The organism is Stenotrophomonas testudinis (genome assembly GCF_024499815.1).
Lineage (GTDB): Bacteria > Pseudomonadota > Gammaproteobacteria > Xanthomonadales > Xanthomonadaceae > Stenotrophomonas.
Map to the genome: position 1 here is coordinate 28,576 of NZ_JAMOKY010000014.1, position 19,599 is coordinate 48,174.

The 19,599-nt window shown below is 66.7% G+C and carries 19 protein-coding genes; 13 read left to right on the forward strand and 6 right to left on the reverse strand.

The window, feature by feature from the left end; translation table 11 throughout:
• Window positions 1–71: 71 nt before the first annotated feature.
• Window positions 72–809: an SDR family NAD(P)-dependent oxidoreductase gene (locus NQ204_RS10200; RefSeq protein ID WP_256643800.1), complete on the forward strand. Its 738-nt coding sequence runs from the start codon at window positions 72–74 to the stop codon at window positions 807–809.
• A gap of 22 nt (window positions 810–831) precedes the next feature.
• Here NQ204_RS10200 and NQ204_RS10205 read toward each other — a convergent pair whose 3' ends face one another.
• Window positions 832–1,131, reverse strand: a complete 300-nt coding sequence (locus tag NQ204_RS10205; protein ID WP_256643801.1) for a hypothetical protein — start codon at window positions 1,129–1,131, stop codon at window positions 832–834.
• Between the two features lie 633 nt (window positions 1,132–1,764).
• On the opposite strand from NQ204_RS10205, the gene NQ204_RS10210 reads away from it, so the two are divergent.
• From NQ204_RS10210 to NQ204_RS10245, 8 genes are all read left to right on the forward strand, one after another.
• Window positions 1,765–2,424: a thermostable hemolysin gene (locus NQ204_RS10210; protein ID WP_256643802.1), complete on the forward strand. Its 660-nt coding sequence runs from the start codon at window positions 1,765–1,767 to the stop codon at window positions 2,422–2,424.
• Window positions 2,421–3,908, forward strand: a complete 1,488-nt coding sequence (locus NQ204_RS10215) for an AMP-binding protein (protein WP_256643803.1) — start codon at window positions 2,421–2,423, stop codon at window positions 3,906–3,908. Before NQ204_RS10210 ends, NQ204_RS10215 begins: the two co-directional genes overlap by 4 nt.
• Window positions 3,905–4,579 (forward strand): iron-containing redox enzyme family protein, encoded by a 675-nt coding sequence (locus NQ204_RS10220; protein ID WP_116863254.1) that lies wholly within the window; start codon window positions 3,905–3,907, stop codon window positions 4,577–4,579. The genes NQ204_RS10215 and NQ204_RS10220 overlap by 4 nt, the downstream gene beginning before the upstream one ends.
• Window positions 4,579–5,439: an SDR family oxidoreductase gene (locus NQ204_RS10225; RefSeq protein ID WP_256643804.1), complete on the forward strand. Its 861-nt coding sequence runs from the start codon at window positions 4,579–4,581 to the stop codon at window positions 5,437–5,439. The genes NQ204_RS10220 and NQ204_RS10225 overlap by 1 nt, the downstream gene beginning before the upstream one ends.
• Before the next feature lie 4 nt (window positions 5,440–5,443).
• Window positions 5,444–6,082: a hypothetical protein gene (locus NQ204_RS10230; protein WP_488192355.1), complete on the forward strand. Its 639-nt coding sequence runs from the start codon at window positions 5,444–5,446 to the stop codon at window positions 6,080–6,082.
• Window positions 6,083–6,106: 24 nt separating this feature from the next.
• Window positions 6,107–6,781 carry a response regulator transcription factor gene (locus NQ204_RS10235; RefSeq protein ID WP_116863256.1) on the forward strand — a complete coding sequence of 225 codons (675 nt, stop codon included), beginning with the start codon at window positions 6,107–6,109 and terminating at the stop codon, window positions 6,779–6,781.
• 17 nt (window positions 6,782–6,798) lie between these two features.
• Complete coding sequence (locus NQ204_RS10240) at window positions 6,799–8,184, forward strand: ATP-binding protein (protein WP_116863257.1); 1,386 nt, start codon at window positions 6,799–6,801, stop codon at window positions 8,182–8,184.
• Window positions 8,185–8,295: 111 nt separating this feature from the next.
• Window positions 8,296–8,952: a hypothetical protein gene (locus NQ204_RS10245; RefSeq protein WP_256643805.1), complete on the forward strand. Its 657-nt coding sequence runs from the start codon at window positions 8,296–8,298 to the stop codon at window positions 8,950–8,952.
• A gap of 89 nt (window positions 8,953–9,041) precedes the next feature.
• On the opposite strand, the gene NQ204_RS10250 is transcribed toward NQ204_RS10245, so the two are convergent.
• From NQ204_RS10250 to NQ204_RS10265, 4 genes are all read right to left on the reverse strand, one after another.
• Complete coding sequence (locus tag NQ204_RS10250; protein ID WP_256643806.1) at window positions 9,042–9,488, reverse strand: chemotaxis protein CheW; 447 nt, start codon at window positions 9,486–9,488, stop codon at window positions 9,042–9,044.
• A gap of 114 nt (window positions 9,489–9,602) precedes the next feature.
• Complete coding sequence (locus NQ204_RS10255; protein ID WP_256643807.1) at window positions 9,603–11,369, reverse strand: putative bifunctional diguanylate cyclase/phosphodiesterase; 1,767 nt, start codon at window positions 11,367–11,369, stop codon at window positions 9,603–9,605.
• Window positions 11,370–11,492: 123 nt separating this feature from the next.
• A complete protein-coding gene (locus NQ204_RS10260) occupies window positions 11,493–13,085 on the reverse strand; it encodes a diguanylate cyclase (RefSeq protein WP_256643808.1) in 1,593 nt (530 codons plus the stop codon).
• A 200-nt stretch (window positions 13,086–13,285) separates the two neighbouring features.
• The gene (locus tag NQ204_RS10265; RefSeq protein WP_256643809.1) at window positions 13,286–14,119 is read right to left on the reverse strand and encodes an oxidoreductase; all 834 of its coding nucleotides are present in this window, start codon (window positions 14,117–14,119) and stop codon (window positions 13,286–13,288) included.
• A gap of 100 nt (window positions 14,120–14,219) precedes the next feature.
• Between NQ204_RS10265 and NQ204_RS10270 the strand changes: the two genes are divergently transcribed.
• From NQ204_RS10270 to NQ204_RS10285, 4 genes are all read left to right on the forward strand, one after another.
• Window positions 14,220–15,161 (forward strand): AraC family transcriptional regulator, encoded by a 942-nt coding sequence (locus tag NQ204_RS10270; protein ID WP_243402677.1) that lies wholly within the window; start codon window positions 14,220–14,222, stop codon window positions 15,159–15,161.
• Between the two features lie 129 nt (window positions 15,162–15,290).
• Window positions 15,291–15,722 (forward strand): BLUF domain-containing protein, encoded by a 432-nt coding sequence (locus tag NQ204_RS10275; protein ID WP_116863262.1) that lies wholly within the window; start codon window positions 15,291–15,293, stop codon window positions 15,720–15,722.
• A gap of 62 nt (window positions 15,723–15,784) precedes the next feature.
• Window positions 15,785–16,069, forward strand: a complete 285-nt coding sequence (locus NQ204_RS10280; RefSeq protein WP_256643810.1) for a hypothetical protein — start codon at window positions 15,785–15,787, stop codon at window positions 16,067–16,069.
• 439 nt (window positions 16,070–16,508) lie between these two features.
• Window positions 16,509–19,274 (forward strand): hybrid sensor histidine kinase/response regulator, encoded by a 2,766-nt coding sequence (locus NQ204_RS10285; protein WP_256643811.1) that lies wholly within the window; start codon window positions 16,509–16,511, stop codon window positions 19,272–19,274.
• Here NQ204_RS10285 and NQ204_RS10290 read toward each other — a convergent pair.
• Window positions 19,231–19,575 carry a response regulator gene (locus NQ204_RS10290; protein ID WP_256643829.1) on the reverse strand — a complete coding sequence of 115 codons (345 nt, stop codon included), beginning with the start codon at window positions 19,573–19,575 and terminating at the stop codon, window positions 19,231–19,233. The genes NQ204_RS10285 and NQ204_RS10290 overlap by 44 nt on opposite strands.
• Between the last annotated feature and the right edge of the window lie 24 nt (window positions 19,576–19,599).

Genomic DNA, 19,599 nt, shown 5'->3' on the forward strand with positions numbered 1-19,599 from the left:
AGCTTAAGTGCGTATTTTGCCGTAAGTATAAGCTGTATATCATCGGCCGCACTTAACCATGCGAGGTCGTGATGAACAGATTGCAGGACAAAGTCGCCCTTGTAACCGGTGGTGGCTCGGGCATTGGGGGCGCGATCGCGCAGCGCTTCGCCGCCGAGGGCGCAACGGTGTACGCCACCAGCCGCTCGGCCGGGAAAGCAGCGCCGCAGCCCTTGGCGGAAACGGGAACAGGGCGGATCCACCCGCTGCGCGCTGATGCGGGCACGACGGCTGGGCTTGCACAGGTGTTCGATCACATCCGTGCGGATGCAGGGCGCATCGATGTGGTGGCCATCAACGCCGGTATTTCCGAGTTCGCAATGCTGGATGATGTCAGCGAGGATCTGTTCGACCGCACCTTCGCGCTGAACGTGCGTGCGGCACTGTTTGCGGCGCAGGGTGCGCTTGATCTGATGCCGGCGGGGGGCTGCATCGTACTGATCGGGTCCATTGCCGGTGCAATCGGTACCCGGGGCTACGGCGTTTATGGCGCGAGCAAAGCAGCACTGCGCGCGTTTGCGCGCACCTGGGCGAATGAGCTGGCGCCGAAGGGCATCCGCGTGAATGTCGTCAGCCCCGGCCCGGTGGATACCGCGATGTTCGATGCGGTGAGCGACGAGGTGCGCGAAGCGATTACCGGTCTGGTGCCGATGGGGCGGTTGGGCCGGGCCGAGGAAGTGGCCGCGGCCGCGCTGTTCCTGGCCAGCAGCGAGAGCAGCTTCACCACCGGCGCCGAACTGGCGGTGGATGGGGGCATGGCGCAGGTATGAGTTTGCGCGGCGCCTGGCTGGACTAGGGCCCGTAGAGCGTTTCGGGGTCTATCCCGGCCAGGGCCAGCACGCGGTCGCGCCGCACCTGCTGTACCCACGTGGCAAACAGCTGGGCGGTGGTGAGCGTGCCGCTGGTACCGCAGGCGGGGCAGGTCAACTCGATACCCGATTCAACGTGTCGAAGGCCCCCTGGTTCCGAATAGCGCGCTTCGTCTCCGCACTGCAGGCACTTGCAGTGCAGTGCCTCCAGACGGTCGATCATCCCATTGAGGCGCAGCAAGGGACGAATCCTGAGGATCCGGAACGCGGAGGACGGGGTCATGTGTCGTGCCGGTAAGGGGCTAGACACGGGGGCGAAGAATTCGCGCCGCAGAGGAGCCAGATGACTTCAACCATACAGCATGAATCGTTAAGCATGCTCACGTGATCTTCGCTGCTCAGCGGGCGTTGCTGCCGTTAGCGGGAGCTTTTGCTGCGGGGATTGGGGGCATCGCGTCCCGCTGGTGCCGCGCCGGCCGGCGGCCGCAGACCGTGTCGTGCCCACGCCGATATCGCTGCGTGTAGCCGTGCACGTGGGTGATCGCCCACCCATCGTCACGGCCCGCTTTGCTTTTCTGCGCGCAAGCCCGGTGCAGCTGCAGGATCCGGCCTTCGTCGATGCTGCAGCCGCGCTCATCCAGCAGACGGGGATTGACGCTGCCTTGCTGGAGCTCGAGTTGACCGAGTCGAAACGACCGCACTGGCGGAGGGCGTGGAGACGCCAGCGCAGCACGAGCTGCTGCTTGGGCTGGGCTGCGAGCTCTTCCAAGGGTCTCTGTTTGGGCGGCCGATGCCAGCGGAGGTGCTGCCGGAATGGATGGCTCGGCACAGCTCAACGAAATGGCAGCGAAGCGCTAACAATCGACTAACAACCGGCTAATCGAGCCTTAATCGGCGGCCATCACGATCCTGTCCCATGGACACGATCCCACTGCCGATTCCCTTGGCCCCGCATCCGGGCAGGTTTGCCGAAGCGGCCCTCATCACCCCCGACCATCCCCAGCGCGGCGAAGTGGAGGCTTTCATTGCCGCTACCTACCGCCAGCGCTTCGGCGCCGACGTGCGCAGCTTCATGCCGCAGTTGCTGGCTTACCGTGATACGCGCGGGCAGCTGGTGGCTGCGGTGGGCCTGCGCAACGCGGCCAGCGCTGTCCTGTTCGTGGAGCACTATCTGGATGACCCGGTGGAAGAGGTGCTCGGGCAGCGGCTGCACAGCGCACCACGCCGCGACCAGATTGCGGAGGTTGGCCATTTTGCTGCCTCGACCCCCGGTGTGGCACGCGAGCTGATCGTGCAACTGGCCTGGGTGCTGAATGCCGCCCAGGTGGACTGGGTGCTGTTCGTGGCCACGCAGCAGTTGCGCAACGCCTTTGTGCGCCTGCACCTGGCCCCCATTGATCTGGTGGCCGCGCGTGCCGAGCGCATGGGCAGCGGCGCGGCAGACTGGGGGCGCTACTATGAGACGCAGCCGCGGCTGATGTGCGGCAACATCCGCGAAGGCATTGCCTTTCTTGGTGGCCAGGCCTGTGCGGTAGCCCCGACCGATGCCGCCTGCACAGTGGGAGCGTCGGCATGAGCGCGTCGGCGCAGGAGTTTCTGCGTCTGCTGCAGGCGCACCGGCAACCTGTGCTTGCCAGCCAGGAAACGCTGGCTGCTTCGGCGCTGCAATCGCGCGTACTGGAGCTTGCACAGTGGCTGCAACGATCCGGGGTGCGGTGTGTTGCCAGCCGGTTGGACAACGGGCCGGACTGGATGGTCCTTGACCTTGCACTGCGCATCGCCGACGTGGCCCACGTCCCGTTACCGACGTTCTTTTCGCAGGAGCAGGTGCAGCACGCCCTGCACAGCAGCGCGGCGCAGTTGCTGGTGACCGCCGCCAATGCTTTGCCGGCGCACGGCGAAGCCGACGCAGGCGCCCTGCCTGGGCTGCGTGCACATGCGGCGCGGCTGCGTGCCCCCGCCAGCGCGGCTCTGCCGGCGGGCACGGCGTGCGTGACCTACACCTCCGGCAGCACCGGCCACCCGCGCGGCGTTTGCCTTTCGGCGGAAACGTTGCTGACGGTGGCCGGCTCGCTGGCCGACGCCGCCGCGGCGATCGCGCCGAAGCGGCACCTGTGCCTGATGCCGTTGTCCACGCTGCTGGAAAACGTGGCTGGCCTCTACGCGGCGGTGTTGTCGGGTGCGGAGATCGCGCTGCCGTCACTTCAGGAAATCGGCTACACGGGCGCTGCCGGGTTGGATCTACCTACCTTGCTGCGCTGCCTGCACCGCTACCAGCCCGAGAGCGTCATTCTGGTGCCTCAGCTGCTGCTGGCGCTGGTGATGGCCGCCGAGCAGGGGGCCGCGCTGCCGGCGTCGCTGCGATACCTCGCAGTTGGCGGTGGCCGTGTCGCGCCACAGCTGCTCGCGCGGGCGCGGCAGCTCAACCTGCCGGTGTTCGAGGGCTATGGCCTGACCGAATGCGGTTCGGTGGTGTGTCTGAACCGCCCCGGGGCACAGCGCGATGGCTCCGTTGGCCAGCCCCTGCCGCACGCACAGGTGCAGATCGTGGACGGCGAGATCGTTGTGGACGGTTCGCGGGCACTGGGTTACCTGGGCGGAGAACCGATGCCCCCTGGCCCCATCCACACGGGCGATCTGGGCCACATCGATGCGGACGGCTACGTACACGTCACCGGCCGCCGCAAGAACGTGTTCATTACGGCCTTCGGCCGCAATGTCTCACCCGAGTGGGTGGAGAGCGAGCTGCTTTCGCATCCGGCCATCGCACAGGCGCTGGTATGGGGCGAGGCCCGGGCCGACAACGTGGCGGTGCTGGTGCCGCGGTTCCCGCAGCAGGGCACTCCGGCCCTTGAAGCCGCCCTGGCCGCCATCAACGCGGGGCTGCCCGATTACGCGCGGATTGCCCGCTACGTGCTGGCAACGCCCTTCACCGCGCAGGCGGGCCTGCTGACGGCCAATGGCAGGCCGCGCCGCGAGGCCATCCTCGCCCACTACCAGACCGGGATCGATGCCGCCTACGGCCAACCCGCTTTCAGTTCCACTGGAGACCACGCATGAGCTTCCACGACCATCTTCTGGCCGAAACCACGTACGAGCGGCAGACGCTGCTGCAGATTCCGATCATCGGCGATGCACTGGCCGGCCGGATCGACCGCGGCGATTACCTGGCGTTCCTGCAGCAGGCCTACCACCACGTGCGGCACACCGTGCCGCTGCTGATGGCCTGCGGCGCGCGCCTGCCGGCACGGCTGGAATGGCTGCGCACCGCCATTGGCGAGTACATCGAAGAGGAGATGGGCCACCAGGAGTGGGTGCTGGACGATATTGCCGCGGCGGGCGGCGACCGCGCTGCAGCGGCAGCTTCCGAGCCGGCGTTGGCCACCGAGCTGATGGTCAGCTATGCCTATGACACCATCCAGCGCGGCAACCCGGTCGGCTTCTTCGGCATGGTGCTGGTGCTGGAGGGTACCAGCGTGGCGCTGGCCACCCAGGCCGCCAACAGCCTGCAGGCTGCGCTGGATCTGCCTCGCAATGCCTTCAGCTACCTGCTCTCGCACGGCGATCTGGATATCGAGCATGTGGGCTTCTTCAAGTCGTTGGTGGACAAGCTGGACGACCCGGCCGACCAGGCGGCCGTCATCCACGCGGCACGTCGCTTCTACGTGCTGTATGGCGATATCTTCCGCACGCTGCGCAACGGTGGCGCGCGACTGGCGGAGGCCGCGTGATGGAACTGCGCGGACGGACAGTGATACTGACCGGGGCAAGCGGTGGCATCGGTCGCCTGCTGTGCGCAGGGCTGGTGGGCGAGGGCGCAACGGTGGTGGCGGTAGGCCGTGATGGGCTGCGCCTGCAGGCGCTGGCGTCGACGCTGCCGCCAGGCAAGGTGGTGACCGTGGCGGCCGATATCGGTACGGCCGAGGGCCGCAGCACGTTGCTCGCCCGGGCCGAGGTCCTGCCGACAGCGCCTTCAATGCTGGTGGTGGGCCATGCGAGCGCTGCCTTCGGTCTGTTTGCGGGGCAATCGGCCCAGTCGCTTGAGCAGCTGATGCAGGCCAACCTGGTGGGATCGATGCTGCTCATCCATGCGCTGCTGCCGTTGCTGGAGCGCCAGCCGAAGGCCAGTGTGGCGGTGCTCGGCTCGACCTTCGGCAGCCTGGCATTCCCGGGATTTGCCGCCTACAGCGCCAGCAAGTTCGGTCTGCGTGGCTTGGTGGAGGCACTGGGCCGCGAGTACGCGGGCAGCACGGTCACGTTCCAGTACCTCTCGCCGCGCGCAACGCGCACGGATTTCAACAGTGCGGCCGTCGATGCCATGAACGCCGAACTTGGCGTGACCCACGACCCGGCCGAGCGCGTGGCGGCGGCGCTGCTTGCGGCGCTGCGCTCGGGAAACCCGCGGCTGCAGCTGGGCTGGCCGGAGCGACTGTTTGCACGCTTGAACGGGCTGCTGCCGGAACTGGTGGACCGCAGCCTGCGCAGGCAGCTGCCGATCGTCAGGCGCCATGCCAGTACCCCCTCGGCGATCACACAACCCTCCCCACTTCATCCCGACCAGGACACTTCCCATGAAGCGCACGCAGGCTAAGACCATGTTCTATCTCATCCTCATCGCCGCCGTCGTGCTGGTCGGGGTGGCCGTAGCGGCAGAGCCGTCGACCACGGTGGCGCAGGTACGCGACCGTTGGGCACAGATCAATTACCAGACGCCCAAAGCCCAGCGCGAGGCCGCGTTTGCTGCCTTGTCAAAACAGGCCGCGCAGGTACGGCAGGCTGCGCCCAGGGATGCAGGTGCACTGATCTGGGAAGGCATCGTGCTGTCCAGCCTTGCGGGCGAGAAGGGCGGGATGGGCGCGCTCAGCCTGGTCAAGCAGGCGCGCGCCGACTTCGAGGCGGCGCTGAAGCTGGACCCGCAGGCATTGGATGGCGCGGCGTATACCAGCCTGGGCGCGCTGTACTACCAGGTGCCCGGTTGGCCGCTGGGCTTTGGTGATGACGACCAGGCACGCCGGATGCTGAAGAAGGGCCTGGACATCGACCCCAACGGCATTGATGCGAACTACTTCTACGGCGACTTCCTCCGCGACCAGAAGGAGTGGGCGCCGGCGCAGGCGGCGCTGCAGAAGGCCGTGACGGCGCCGGCCCGACCCGGGCGGGAGGTGGCTGACGCAGGCCGTCGCCACGAGGCCGAGGCCAAGTTGAAGGATGTCATGGGCCATCTTGCAAAGTAGGACCGGCAACCGGACACTGCCGCCATGCGCATTCTCCTTGTAGAAGATGACCGCTCCCTGGGCGAAGGCATCCGGACGGCCCTGCGCCGCGGAGCCTTCGCCGTGGACTGGGTAGAGGATGGCACGGCGGCTCTGCTGGCGGCCAAGGATGGCGACTTCGACCTTGTCGTGCTGGACCTGGGGCTGCCGCGGGTGGATGGCATTGAAGTGATCCGCCGCCTGCGCGCGGCGGCCAACCCGGTGCCGATCCTGGTGCTGAGCGCCCGCGAGCGGGCCACCGACCGTACCCTGGGATTGGATGTCGGCGCGGATGATTACCTGGGCAAGCCGTTCGACACCGCCGAGCTTCTGGCGCGCGTGCGCGCTTTGGTCAGGCGCAGCAGCGGCAGGGCGCAACCCACGCTGGATGCCGGCAACCTGCATCTGGACCCGGCCACGCTGGAGGCGCGGTGGAAGGGCCGGATGCTGGACCTGACCCGGCGGGAATTCTCATTGCTGCGGCTGCTGATGGAACAGAACGGGCGACCGATGGCACGGGAAACCATCCAGAAGCACCTGTACGGTTGGGATGAGGACGTGGCCAGCAATGCGGTGGACGTGCACGTGCACCAGCTGCGGCGCAAGGTCGACCCCGGCATCGTCCGCACGGTGCGCGGCATCGGCTATGCGCTGGGCCACGCATCGGATGCTGACGCATGACATCCATGCGCCGGACATTGCTGATCACGCTGCTGGGCACGTTGGCTGTGCTGATGGCCGTGGCTGGGTTCTTCAGCTATCGCGCCGGCCTGCAGGAGGCCGGGGAGATGTTCGATGCCCGGCTGGTGCAGTCGACGCGGGTGCTGGTGGGGCTGGTGGATGAACCGCTGGGTGATCTCAGCGCGTTTCCTGGCGACCCGATCGTGCTGCGTGGTTGGCACGGCCGCGCCGAAGGCGTGGGCGATGCGCTGGCGTTCACCGACGGCCACGCCTATGAGAGCAAGCTGGCCTTCCAGGTATGGGATCGGCAATCACGGCTGTTGCTTCGTTCGGACAGTGCCCCGGTCGCGCCGATGGCCGCACTGGTGGCCGGCTTTGCGAGCCCTGTGATCAATGGCGAGCAGTGGCGCACCTTTACGCTGCGCACCGGCGAGGGGCGCTGGTTCCAGTCGGGCGAGCGCTCGGACATTCGCGAGGAGCTGGCCGAGGACATTGCCGGCGGCACGCTGTTGCCGCTGCTGCTGGCGCTGCCCCTGATGGCGCTGGTGATCTGGTGGGGCGTGAGCCACGTGACACGGTCGTTGCAGCGGGTCTCGGACCAGATTGGCGAGCGCGATCCGGAGCGGATGTCGCCGCTGGAGCTGGAGCATGTGCCCCGTGAGGTGCACGGGCTGGTGCAGGCGGTGAATGGCCTGCTGCAGCGGCTGCACGCAGCGCTGGCGCGCGAGCGGCGCTTCGTGGCCGACGCCGCCCACGAACTGCGCACTCCCATCAGCGCGCTGAAGGTGCACGCGGACAACGCGCGCCTGGTTGCCGATGCGTCCGACCGATTCAAGGCGCAGGACCTGCTGCAGGATTCAGTAGGGCGGTTGGAGCGACTGGTGGCGCAGCTGCTGACGCTCAGCCGGACCGAGGCGACCTCGCGGTCCGCTACGGCACGGTTGAGCCTGGAAGCGCTGGTGGCCACTGAAGTCGATGCCCTCCGGGCGCTGCTGGATCTGCAATCGTTGCGACTGTCGCTGGCCCTGTCGCCGGTGGAGCTGAGAGGGGATGAGGCAGGGTTGGGTGCGCTGGTGCGCAATCTGCTTGAGAATGCCATCCGCTATACGCCCAGCGGTGGCCAGATCCTGGTAGAGGCAGGCCAGGAGAATGGAGCCGCCTGGTTCAGCGTGGACGACAGTGGCCCGGGCATTGCCGAAGAAGAGCGCGAACGTGTATTCGATCGTTTCTACCGGATTCTTGGCAGCGGCGTAGAGGGCAGCGGATTGGGCCTGGCCATTGTCCGTGGTGTGGCTGAGGCACATGGGGCGGCGGTCACGTTGCAGCGCTCTGCACGGTTGGGAGGACTGCGGGTTGTGGTGGCCTGGCCGCCGCATGCGCCGGACGCAGCGGGTTTGCTGTAAACCCGAGCCTATGCTCGGCTGCGGCACATGCTGCCAGCCGTGGGCTGGCACTACAGGGGCGGGGCGCGCTGGCTGTAAGCTGGCCCCACCCCTGACGGTGCTCCTGATCCCATGGACCTGATCCGACTGCTTAGATCGCTTGAGGAGTTTCTCTACGAACTGGTGGGCTGGCTGGTTTTCTATCCGCGTACGCTGTGGCGGGTACTGGTGCGACCGGGCGAGGTGGCGATCTACACGCGGCGCGAGTTCGCCAAGGACCCGGAGCACCGCTTTGCCGATGCCATCAGTCCGGTGCTGATGTTGATCCTGTCGGTGGTGCTGGCGCACGCGCTGGAGATGACCATGCGTCAGGCGCCGCTGTCGGTATCCGGGCCGCTGGGCAAGCTGCTGTTTTCCAGCGAGCAGGGCCTGCTGCTGACGCGCTCGGCGGTGTTCTGCATTTTTGCGCTGGGCGCGGCGCTGAGCACGTTGTGGCGGCAACGCCTGCCGATTGACCGCGATACCTTGCGTGAGCCGTTCTCCATCCAGGCGTTCCTGGCGTGCCCCTTTGTGTTGCTGCTTGCGGTGTCGCAGGCGGTGGGCGTGGAAGCGAGAGGCTGGGGCGCGGCAATCGGGCTTGCAGCGGTGGTCTGGTACCTGTGGGCGCGAACGCGCACGTTCGTGGCGTTGAATGACGTGGGTTATCTGCCGGCGGCGGGGTTCGTGCTGGTGTCGTTCCTGCTGACCTCGGCGCTGGTGTTGGCGCTGGGGTTTGCGATTGTGACGTAGGCAAACGTCCGCCGGGCATGGCCCGGCGCTACCGGAGGGCGTCGCGGCTGCGGGGGAGGGGTAGCACCGGGCCATGCCCGGCGGCGCGGTCAGGCCGCAATCAACAACGACGGGTCGATCACCGGTATCTCGCTGTTGTCGGCCGCGGCGATGCTCTGGCTGCAGAACACATACCCCAACGGGTTGTCGGCGCGCAGCTGCTTGCGTGGCACGCTCTCGATGTCGCCTACTTCATCCACGGCAAGGCCGATAACATCCACCCCGGCCCGCACCAGGGCCATCGCCGGGCAGGTGTAGGTGAACGGGGTCAGCCCACTGAGGCGGCGCAGGTCGGCCACGCGCAGTGGCTTCTCGCGCACCGTGAGGATAGGGCGGCCTTCCTTGATCGGGCGGTCGAACGTTTCCGGCCCGCGGATCTCGACGGTGGCCTGCACATCCACGGCAAACCACTGTTCACCGGCCCGTACGGCCAGGTATTCAAAGAAGCGACGCGACGACGTGGCCGGTTGTCCGGCAGGAGGGGAAGACGGCTGCAAGAGAATTCCAGTGGAAGGGGCGCTGCTGCGGCGGCGACATGATGCCGTCTTGGCGAGCTCAACTGTGTTCGCAAATGATGAACGTCGAAAATCCTGTTCAGCCAGCACTGGGGCTCACGCTGGAACGTACGGTACCGTCTGCAGCGCCGCCAGTTCGCCCGCAGTGATGGGCCGCGAGAGCGCGAAGCCCTGGATTTCATCGCAGCCATAGGCCTGCAGCAGCGCCACCTGTTCGCCTGTTTCCGCCCCTTCGCCTACCGTGTTGTAGCCAAGGCCGTGGGCCAGGCCGATGACGGCCTGCACCTTCAACCGCGCTCGGGTATCGGTGGGCAGGTCGTCGATCATCGACTTGTCCAGCTTGATGGTGTGGATGGGCAGTTCGGTGAGGTAGCCGAAATTGCTGTAGCCACTGCCGAAATCATCAATCGCCACGCGCACGCCGGCCGCAGCCAGTTGCTGCAGTTGTTCGCCGGGCAGCGAATCGGCGCGCAGCCATTCGCCTTCGGTAATCTCGATTTCCACATCGGTGCAGGACAAGCCCTTGCCCAGCAGGGTCGAAATGAAGGCGTCGGCCATGCCCTTGTGGGCGACATCGCGCGCGGACAGGTTGATGGACAGGGTAAGGGTAAGGCCTTCGCGCCGCCATTGCGCGAGCTGGCTGAAGGCATGTTCCAACACCCACGCGGTGACGCCATGCATCAGCGTGGTGCGCTCGAACACGGGAATGAACTCGGCGGGGCTGACCGCGCCCAGCTGCGGGTGGTTCCAGCGCAGCAGGACTTCGGCTGCGACCGGGGCAAGATCTCCGGCGCGGAAGCGCGGTTGATACACCAGGTGGAACTGGTTCTGCTGCAGCGCCTGCTGGCCGTCGGTGGCCAGGCGATAGCTGCGCTGCAGGCGTTCATCACGGCTGGGCGAGTACCAGCAGCAGGTGACCTGGCCGGCAAGGGCCGAGCCGAGCGCGATCATCATCTTGCGCAGCAGGTCGTCGGCACTGTCGCGCCCCAGGGTGCCTCCGCACAGGCCGGCATGGAACTGCGGTGCCAGCGGTACCGACGCCGCTATCAACGGGCGGATGAGGTCATCGTGCAGCAGGTGGACCAGGCGTTCGATGGCCTCGCGCTCGGGCAGTTCCACCACGAAGGCGAAGCGGGTGGCACCGACGTGGTAGACCTGGGCCACGCCGTCAAGGGCAAGATTGATGCGTACGCCCGCACGGCGGATCAGTGCCTCCAGCGGCGCCATGCCCAGCACCTGGCCGGCCTCGTGGGCACGCGGCAGATCCAGGATGTCGATCATCACCGCGAAGCACGGCTGGCCAGGTGTGCGCAGCGAACGCGCGGCGTAATCGATGGCGAACTGGTGGCGGTTGGGCAGGCCACTCACCGGATCGCGACGACCGCTGAGGGTGCGCAGCTCCAGCTCATTCATCACCGCCATGCCCAGCGTCTGCAGCTGGCGCCGGTCATCGGCGGAAAACTGCCGGGGCACGCTGTCCATCACGCACAGTGCGCCGATGGGCACACCGTTGGCGGCAACCAGGGGCGTGCCCGCATAGAAGCGCAGGTGTGGCGGCCCGGCCACCAGCGGCAGGCTGGAAAAGCGCGGGTCCAGGGCGAGGTCGTTGATGACCAGGCCCGCGGTGGAACCGATGGTGTGTGCGCAGATGGAGTCGCGGATATGCGATTCGGCCACGGCCAGGCCTTGGCGCGAGATCAGCCGCTGGCGGTCGACTTCGATGAGCGATACGAAGGCCACTGGCGCGCGGAAGGTGCGCGCGGCCAGGTCGGTCAGCCGATCCAGCGAGGCGCCGGCAACGTCATCAAGGACGTCCAGACTGCCCAGCGTCGACATGCGTTCTTCGGTACGGGTAGGGGCCATGTGCGTGTTCCGGTTGAACAGGGGCGCCATAGAGCCGAAGCAGTGCCGTGCAGGCGGCACGGCGGTGATGACAGGGTTGCAGGTATGGAGCGGTGGCGTTGTGCAGAAACGGCAAGCATCACGTCAAGGAGGGTTCTCGCGCCGATGGCTGCGACGGCGGTAGAGCACGGTGCGGTTGCGGCCTGCATGCTTGGCGCGGTACAGCGCCTTGTCCGCCTGGCGGATGACCAGGTCTGCATCGGCCTGGGTTTCGGGGTAATGGCTGACGCCAGCTGAAATGGTGACGTGCCCGACCGTGGGGAAGTCATGCGCTTCGATCACGCTGCGCAGGCGCTCGGCCACCTGCAGCGCGGTGTCTGCGCCGACCTCCGGCAGCAGGGCGAGGAATTCCTCACCGCCCAGGCGGCACAGCACGTCCTGCGGGCGTGCGTTGGCACGCATGCACTGGGCGATGTCGGCCAGTACCTGGTCGCCTGTGTCGTGGCCGTGGTGGTCGTTGACGTCCTTGAAGTGGTCCACGTCCAGGGTGATGACGCCGAACGGCACGCCCGAGGCATTGAGCGCGCTGAGCGCGCGTTCCAGCCCGCGCCGGTTGAGCAGCTGGGTCAGGGGATCGGTGAGGGCTGCCATGTCCAGCAGCCCGATGCGCTCGTTGAGGTTGCGGAAGCTGACCAGCACCGCCTGCTTGAGCTGGGCGGCCTCGTAGTACCAGGAATTGACCGCCTTGACCTGGCTGATGGCGGCGCCGATATCGCGGTCCTGTGCGTGCTGGGCCAGTTCCTGCAACGGCGAGGCGATGCGTCGTGAGCACAGCCAGATCAGCAGCAGGGTGAGCAGGCCCAGTGGCGCTGCATTGCGCAGGACCGTGGCCAGCAGGGTGCCCATCGGTGCCACGGCGGCATCGGCCGGGCGCTGGGCGACGATGCCCCAGCCGGCGGCGGGCACGTGGGCGAAACCGGCCAGCATGTGCATGCCGTGGCGGTTGCGCGAGTGCACGGCCCCCGCACGGCCTTGCGCCAAGGCGTCGATGGCGGCGTTGCGGGTGGCGGGCTGGCCGACCCGGTCGGGTTCGGGGTGGTAGAGCACGGTGCCATCGCGGCTGACCACGTACAGGTACGAGCCATCGTCGTAGGGATGCGTGCCGAGCAGGGTATGCAGGACGTTGGGGTCACGCAGGTGGATGGAGGCGGTGATGTAGCCGGCGTAGTTGCCGTCGGCGTTGAACACGGGATGGGAGAGGGTGACGACCAGGTTGCCGGTGTGGGCGATGAACGGATCGCTGACCATCGGCACCCGCTGCTGCAGCGCCTGCCGGTTGGCCGCACTGGTGAGGGCCTTGCCCTGCAGTTCGGGCAGGGCCGGTGATGCACCCACGACCACGCCCTGCGCATTGACCGTGATGACGCTGTTGAAGGCATCGGTCTGTTGCTTGACCCGTTCTACTTCTTCGTCGTGCGCGGCGGGCTGGGCGACGTTGCGGCTGAGGCGTTCGGCGCCGACCGCCAGTTGCTGCTGGGCATTCAGCACGAAGTGCTGGGTGGACTGCGCCAACGAGTGCGCATAGACCCGGTTGGCTTCCAGGCTCTTTTCAAGCAGCTGCTGGCGCTGCACCTGGTAGCTGGCCCAGACCGCATTGCCCAGCATCACCAAGGCAGAGAGCGCGGCAAGCGCGAGGATCAGCCGTTGCAGGTTCACCTGCCGGATCGATGCATCCACCCCTGCGCCTCCCTGGCGGCTGGTAGGCGCTCAGGCTACAACCGGGGGGAGGGCGAACCGTGCGCGTGGCCTTCACGCGGTTCACGAACCCGGCAGCATGCCGACCAACGGTCGGCACCCACCCATACTTGGCACCGACCAACAGGTTCATGCCCCGGTAGCGCCGGGCCAAGCCCGGCGAGCGCAGCGCCCAGGCCAGCTCACCCGTCGGTGGAACGGCTCAGTGTTTCCCACGCCTCGATACCGGCGGCCAGATCCTGCAGCTTGCCGCGCACCAGCTGCACCGCATCACTGCCCAGCAGCAGGTGGGTGGGCGGGGTGGGGCTGTCGATCAGCTGCAGCATGGCCTGCGCAGCCTTCATGGGATCGCCCAGCTGCTGCCCGCTCTTGGCCTCGCGCGCGCTGCGGATGGGGTCGAAGAGGGCGTCGTAATCCTCGATCGCACGTGGCGAACGCACCATCGAGCGCCCGGCCCAATCGGTGCGGAACGAACCGGGCGCGACGGCAGTGACGTGGATGCCGAAGCCGGCCACTTCCTTGGCCAGTACTTCGCTGATGCCTTCCAGCGCGAACTTGCTGCCGCAGTACCAGGCGATGCCCGGCATCGTGATGAAGCCGCCCATGGAAGTGATGTTGAGGATGTGCCCGCGGCGGCGCGCGCGCATGTGCGGGAGTACGGCCTTGATGAGGGCGGCCGGGCCGAACACGTTCACCTCGAACTGCTGGCGCAGATCAGCGAGCGAGGATTCCTCGAGGACGCCTTCGTGACCGTAGCCAGCGTTGTTGACCAGTACGTCGATGGCGCCGATGTCGGTTTCGATATGGCGGACGAGGGCATCGATGGCGTCGGCATCGGTGACGTCCAAGAGGCGCGCGAAGGCCTTGCCGGGTGCGAGGGCTTCGAAGTCGTGGCGGGCCGTTTCGCTGCGCACGGTGCCGACCACGCGATGGCCGGCCTGCAGGGCCTGCTGGGCCAGGGCACGGCCGAAGCCGCTGCTGACGCCGGTGATGAGGAAGAGTCGGGAGGTCGCCATGGTTCCGGGTCTCGGTTGCGGGACTTGCACGTTAGTGCTTGCCTGGAAGACGGCCAAGGCCCAGGATTCGGGTATTCTTGCCTATTCCTATGAGGGTCCCGTGCCCGCTGTTGAACCGTCGATGCAGGCGCGCATGGTCGGCCTGCTGCATGCGCTGGCCACGCAGGAGGGCTACACGCTGACGGCCCTGCCGGGCGTGCGCCTGCTGCGCTCGGACCGGCCGCTGGCACGGACGCCGGTGCTGTATGACCCAGGCATCGTGATCGTCTGCCAAGGCGTGAAGCGCGGCTACATGGGCGCGAAGGTCTACCAGTACGACGCGCAGCACTACCTGGCGGTGTCGGTGCCGGTGCCGTTTACCATGGAAACCGAGGCGAGCGCCGACGCGCCGCTGCTGGCGATCTACCTGCAGCTGGACCTGCAGCTGGCCGCGGACCTGATGCTGGAGCTGGAGGCGCACGCTGATGCTGTGCCTGCACCGGCGCAGAGCATGATGGCCAGCCCGATGGAGGCGGCGATGCAGGCCACCGTGCTGCGTCTGCTGGAGGCGCTGGGCGATCCGCTGGAGGCGGCGGTGCTTGGCCCGGCGCTGGTGCGCGAGCTGTATTTCCGCGTGTTGACCGGTGCACAGGGCGGCGCGATGCGCGCAGCACTGGCGATGCGCGGGCGCTTCGGCCGCATCGGCAAGGTGCTGCGGCATATCCATGCGGCCTACGCGACGGCGCTGGATGTGGACGCGCTGGCGGCGGAGGCGGAGATGAGCGTGCCGACCTTCCACGATCACTTCCGTGCCATTACCGGTACCTCGCCGATGCAATACGTGAAGTCGACCCGGCTGCACCAGGCGCGGTTGCTGATGCTGCGCCAGGGCATGACGGCCGAGGCGGCGGCGCTGGGAGTGGGCTACGCCAGCGCGTCGCAGTTCAATCGTGAGTTCAAGCGCCTGTTCGCGCTGCCGCCGGCGGCCGAGGTGGCGCGGATGCGGCGCAGCTTCGCATTGCCGCCAGCAGCGGTGGATGCGGTGTATGTGTCGTCGCATTGAGGACTGACCGGACGCAGATGTCGGCTGATAGTCACACGATCCGCACGGGCGGCTGGCTAACGTGTCGCACACGTCTGCTCCTTCGCCGTGACGCGCTGCGCCGCGTCACCCTCACTTCCGGAAGTACACATGTCCGCCCTGCCTTTGCGCGCGCTGGCCTACCAGAGCACCGCGTCGTGCCCTCTGGCTGCCGATTCGATAGACGAACTGCTCATCACCGCCATGGCCCGCAACCAGGCGCTGTCGGTGACCGGCGTGCTGCTGTTCGATGGGCATCGGTTCTTCCAGTATCTGGAAGGGCCGCGCGTGGCTATCGACGAGGTTTTCGGCCGCATCGAGCGGGATACCCGACATGAGCGTGTGGGGGTGCTGTTTGATGAAGCGGTGAACGAGCGCTATTTCTGCAACTGGTCGATGGTCTGCCGCAGCGTGGACGTTTCGGCCCTGCATGCCATCGCCGCAGGCAAATGGAAGCGGCAGTTTCCTGCCGTGCGCGACGATCGCCGTGCGGTACCGGGACTGGGTGCACTGGTGGATTTCTGGGAGCGGCCCCACGCGTGAGCGTGATCACTCCGGCATGACGGGGTAAGCCGTTACGGTGGCTGCTCACAAAGGGGGGAGGCATGGAAGAATCGAATGGCGGTATGGTGCGCTGGCTGAGTTTCCGGCTGCGCAATGGGCAATCGATCGGCCCGCAACGGTTGCGCGAGGCGTGGACCTGGGCTTGCCAATCGCCGCGTTCGGGTGTGCGCCGCGAGCAGCTGGGCGAAGACCACTGGGTCTATGCCCTGTATGGCCCGGAGCTGATCACCTGCCCCCGGACGGCCGAGCAGCGGATGCGTGGCTTCCTGCTGGAGGCGGGCTATATCTTCACGATGGGTTCGCTGGGGCGGCGCGAGGCCGCCTGACGCCGCGCTCAATCTAGCTCACGCTGCTGCACCACCCAAGGCAGGGAAGTGCGGGCGCAGCAGCGAGACAAGCAGCTCCATGCCAGGGCTGGCCACTCCGTGTGTGACGCGCGTCACTATACGGAGGCGGTAGCGGCCAGGCGTGAGGGTTTGCTCACGCCTTATGTGGGCGAGCTTGGCCCGCAATCTGTCTTGACGACGACATCGGGCCATATGCCGTAGATTGGTGTCGACAGTCTCACTTTCTGCAGCGGGCGGGATGCCCCTGGGGTGCTGCGACTCCCGCTATTGACCAGGAACTGAAGTGCAACCCCTTGTCCCTGTTTTTCCCCGCGCTGCAGGTGCTGCGGCGGATCGCGTCCGTCATCACGACTGGTCCTCCACCTCGCTTGGGCCTGCGGCGCAGTGGCCCGCAGCGCTGCGCTGTGCGGTGGAACTGATGCTCAATTCTCCGGAAAGCATGTACCTGGTATGGGGCGACGAGCTGGTTTTCCTGTTCAACGATGCCTATGCACCGATCCTGGGACCGCGCCTGGACCATGCGATGGGCGCACCGCTGCGCAGCCTGTGGGCGGATGCGTGGCCTGCGGTACGCGAGCCGATCGAGCAGGCCTTTGCCGGGCAGGGGTCGCGCTTCGAGAATGTGCCGGTGGCGATGAACCGCTATGGCGCGCCCGAAGATACGTGGTGGACGTTCTCGATTTCCCCGCTGTACGGGGAAGACGGACAGGTCGCGGGCGCCTTCTGCGTAACCAAGGAAGTGACCGGCATGGTGGTAGCGCAGGATCGGCTGGCGCGCGAGAACGAGCGGCTGATCGCGCTGTTCGAGAAATCTCCGCTGTTCATGGCGTTCCTGACGGGGCCGGAGCACCGTATCGAGCTGGTCAATCCTGGCTATACGAGCCTGATCGGGCACCGCGAGGTGATCGGCCGCCCCATTGTCGAGGCGCTGCCGGAGGTGCTGGACCAGGGCTATCTGCATCTGCTGGATAAGGTCTACCGCACAGGTGAGCCGTACATTGGGCGCAAGGTGGCCTACGACAGCGGCATCGCGCGGGTCGGCAGCGATCCGCGCCATATCGTCGACGTGGTGTTCCAGCCGTGCAAGGACGAGGCGGGGCAGGTCAACGGCATCTTCGTGCAGGGCCTGGACCTGACGCCGCAGGTGGCGCTTGAGCGGCACCTTTCGCTGACCGAGGCGCGGCACCGGCAGATCATGGACAGTGCCCGTGACTACGCGATCATCGCCTTCGACATGGACGGTATGGTGACGCTGTGGAACCGCGGCGCGGAGGAGATACTCGGTTGGCATGAGTCTGAAGTGCTGGGCCGACATGGAGAGGTGCTTTACCTCGACGACGACCGTCTGGCCGGCCGCTTTCGCTACACCATGCAGCAGGCGCTGGTGAGTGGAGGTCTGAGCGGTGAGCGCTGGCTGCGCCGCCGCGATGGGGGACGGTTCTGGGCGCATGGCTCGATGACGGTCCTGCGTGGCCAGGAAGGTGAGGCCGTTGGCTATGTGCTGGTGTTCCGCGACCGCACGGCTGAGAGATACGCCTCCGAAGCGCTGGTACAGAGCGAGCGACGACTGGGGGCGCTGGTTGCTGCAGCGACGCAGTCGCTGTACGCCATTTCTGCCGATTGGCAGCGGGTAAACCTGATCTATCGACAGGGGGGCGCCGCGGACCTTCACGAGGGCGGCGGGTCATGGCGCGATCAGTTGATCCATCCTGCCGACCGCGGCGCCGTAGATGCCGCCATCGAACAGGCACGCGAGACCGGTTCGGCGCTGGAGGTGGAACACCGCAGCCTGATGCCCGACGGCGAGGTTCGCTGGTTGCAGATGCGTGCGGTGCCACTGCTGGATGAAGACGGGCAGGTACGGGAGTGGTTCGGAGCGGCGGCTGACATCACTGACCGCCGTATTGCACAGCAGCGGCTGCAACAGCTGACCCTGACCCTGGAAGAGCGGGTGCAGGCACGAACGGCCGAACTGATGGCCATGGAGGAGCGTCTGCGCCAAGGCCAGAAGATGGAGTCGCTGGGCCAGTTGACCGGCGGCATTGCGCACGATTTCAACAACATGCTGACCGCTGTTTCGATGGGTCTGGAGCTGCTGGAACTGCGGGTGGGGCAGGGGCGCGTGGAGGATCTGCAGCGTTACCTCGAGATGGCCCGAGGTGGCGCCGACCGGGCTGCGGCACTGACCCAACGTCTGCTCGCGTTTTCGCGGCGGCAGACCCTGGCGCCATCATCCGTGCGCGTTTCCACGCTGGTAAGCGGCATGCTGGACATTCTCAGTCGTTCCATCGGGCCTTCGATCGACATTGAAACGCGACTGCAGGATGGCGGTGATGACGTACTGGTGGATGCGCCGCAGCTGGAGAATGCCTTGCTCAATCTCTGCATCAACGCCCGCGACGCCATGCCCGAGGGCGGAACGCTGGTCATCGCCTCGGACATCGAGGCGGTGACAAGCGCACGCGGTGAGCAGCTTGGATTGCCCGCAGCGACGTACGTGCGCCTTTCCGTGTGTGATACCGGGACCGGTATGGATGCCAGCGTGCTGGAGAAGGTCTTCGAACCGTTCTTCACCACCAAGCCGATCGGCCAGGGCACCGGGCTCGGCCTTTCGATGATCTACGGGTTTACCCGGCAGTCGGGCGGGCAGGTGGACGTCGAATCCACGCCGGGGCAGGGCACCACGATCAGCCTGTATCTGCCGCAATTCAGCTCCGCGCCGGCAACCTGCACCGAGCCCGTGGCCGATGCCTCAACCATGCCAATGCTCTCGGGCCGCTCAGTGCTGCTGGTTGAGGATGAAGCGTCGATCCGGGCGCTGGTGCGCGATGTCCTGAGTACGCAGGGGCATCACGTGACCGAAGCGGCGAATGGCAGCGAGGCGCTTTCGCTCTTGGCAACTGACCATTCGTTCGACCTGCTGGTGACGGATGTGGGCCTGACGGGAGCATTGAATGGACGCCAGGTTGCCGACGCGGGTCGGCAGTCGCGACCGGCGATGCCCGTCCTGTTCATCACCGGCTACGCAGCATTTGCGGCGGTGGGCGGTGAGCACCTTGAGGCTGGCATGGAGATTCTGACCAAACCCTTCTCCGCCGTCGAACTCGAGCGGCGTGTGGACCGGTTGCTGGCAGGGGAATTCAGATCGTGGCGTGCACCGACTCCAGAAGCTCCCGCAGCGTAAAGGGCTTGCGCAGCACGGGAATGTGGCGGGGCAGGCTCTCCGGGTCGCCCGCAAGCTGGCCGGCGTAGCCGGTCATCAGCAGGACGCGCAGGGCGGGGTTGCGGGTCATCGCGTGGCGCGCGAGCTCGCAACCGTTCATGCCTGGCAGCCGGATATCCGAGATCAAAAGATCGAATGACCCGGCGCTGCATAGTGCAGCAACCGCCGCTTCGGCATCGCCAACCGCAGTGAGGTTGTAGCCACTCTCGGAAAGGACATCCTCGGTAAGTTCGCGGATGGCCGTGTCATCCTCTACAAGCAGGATGCGTTGCGTGGTCGGTGGAGT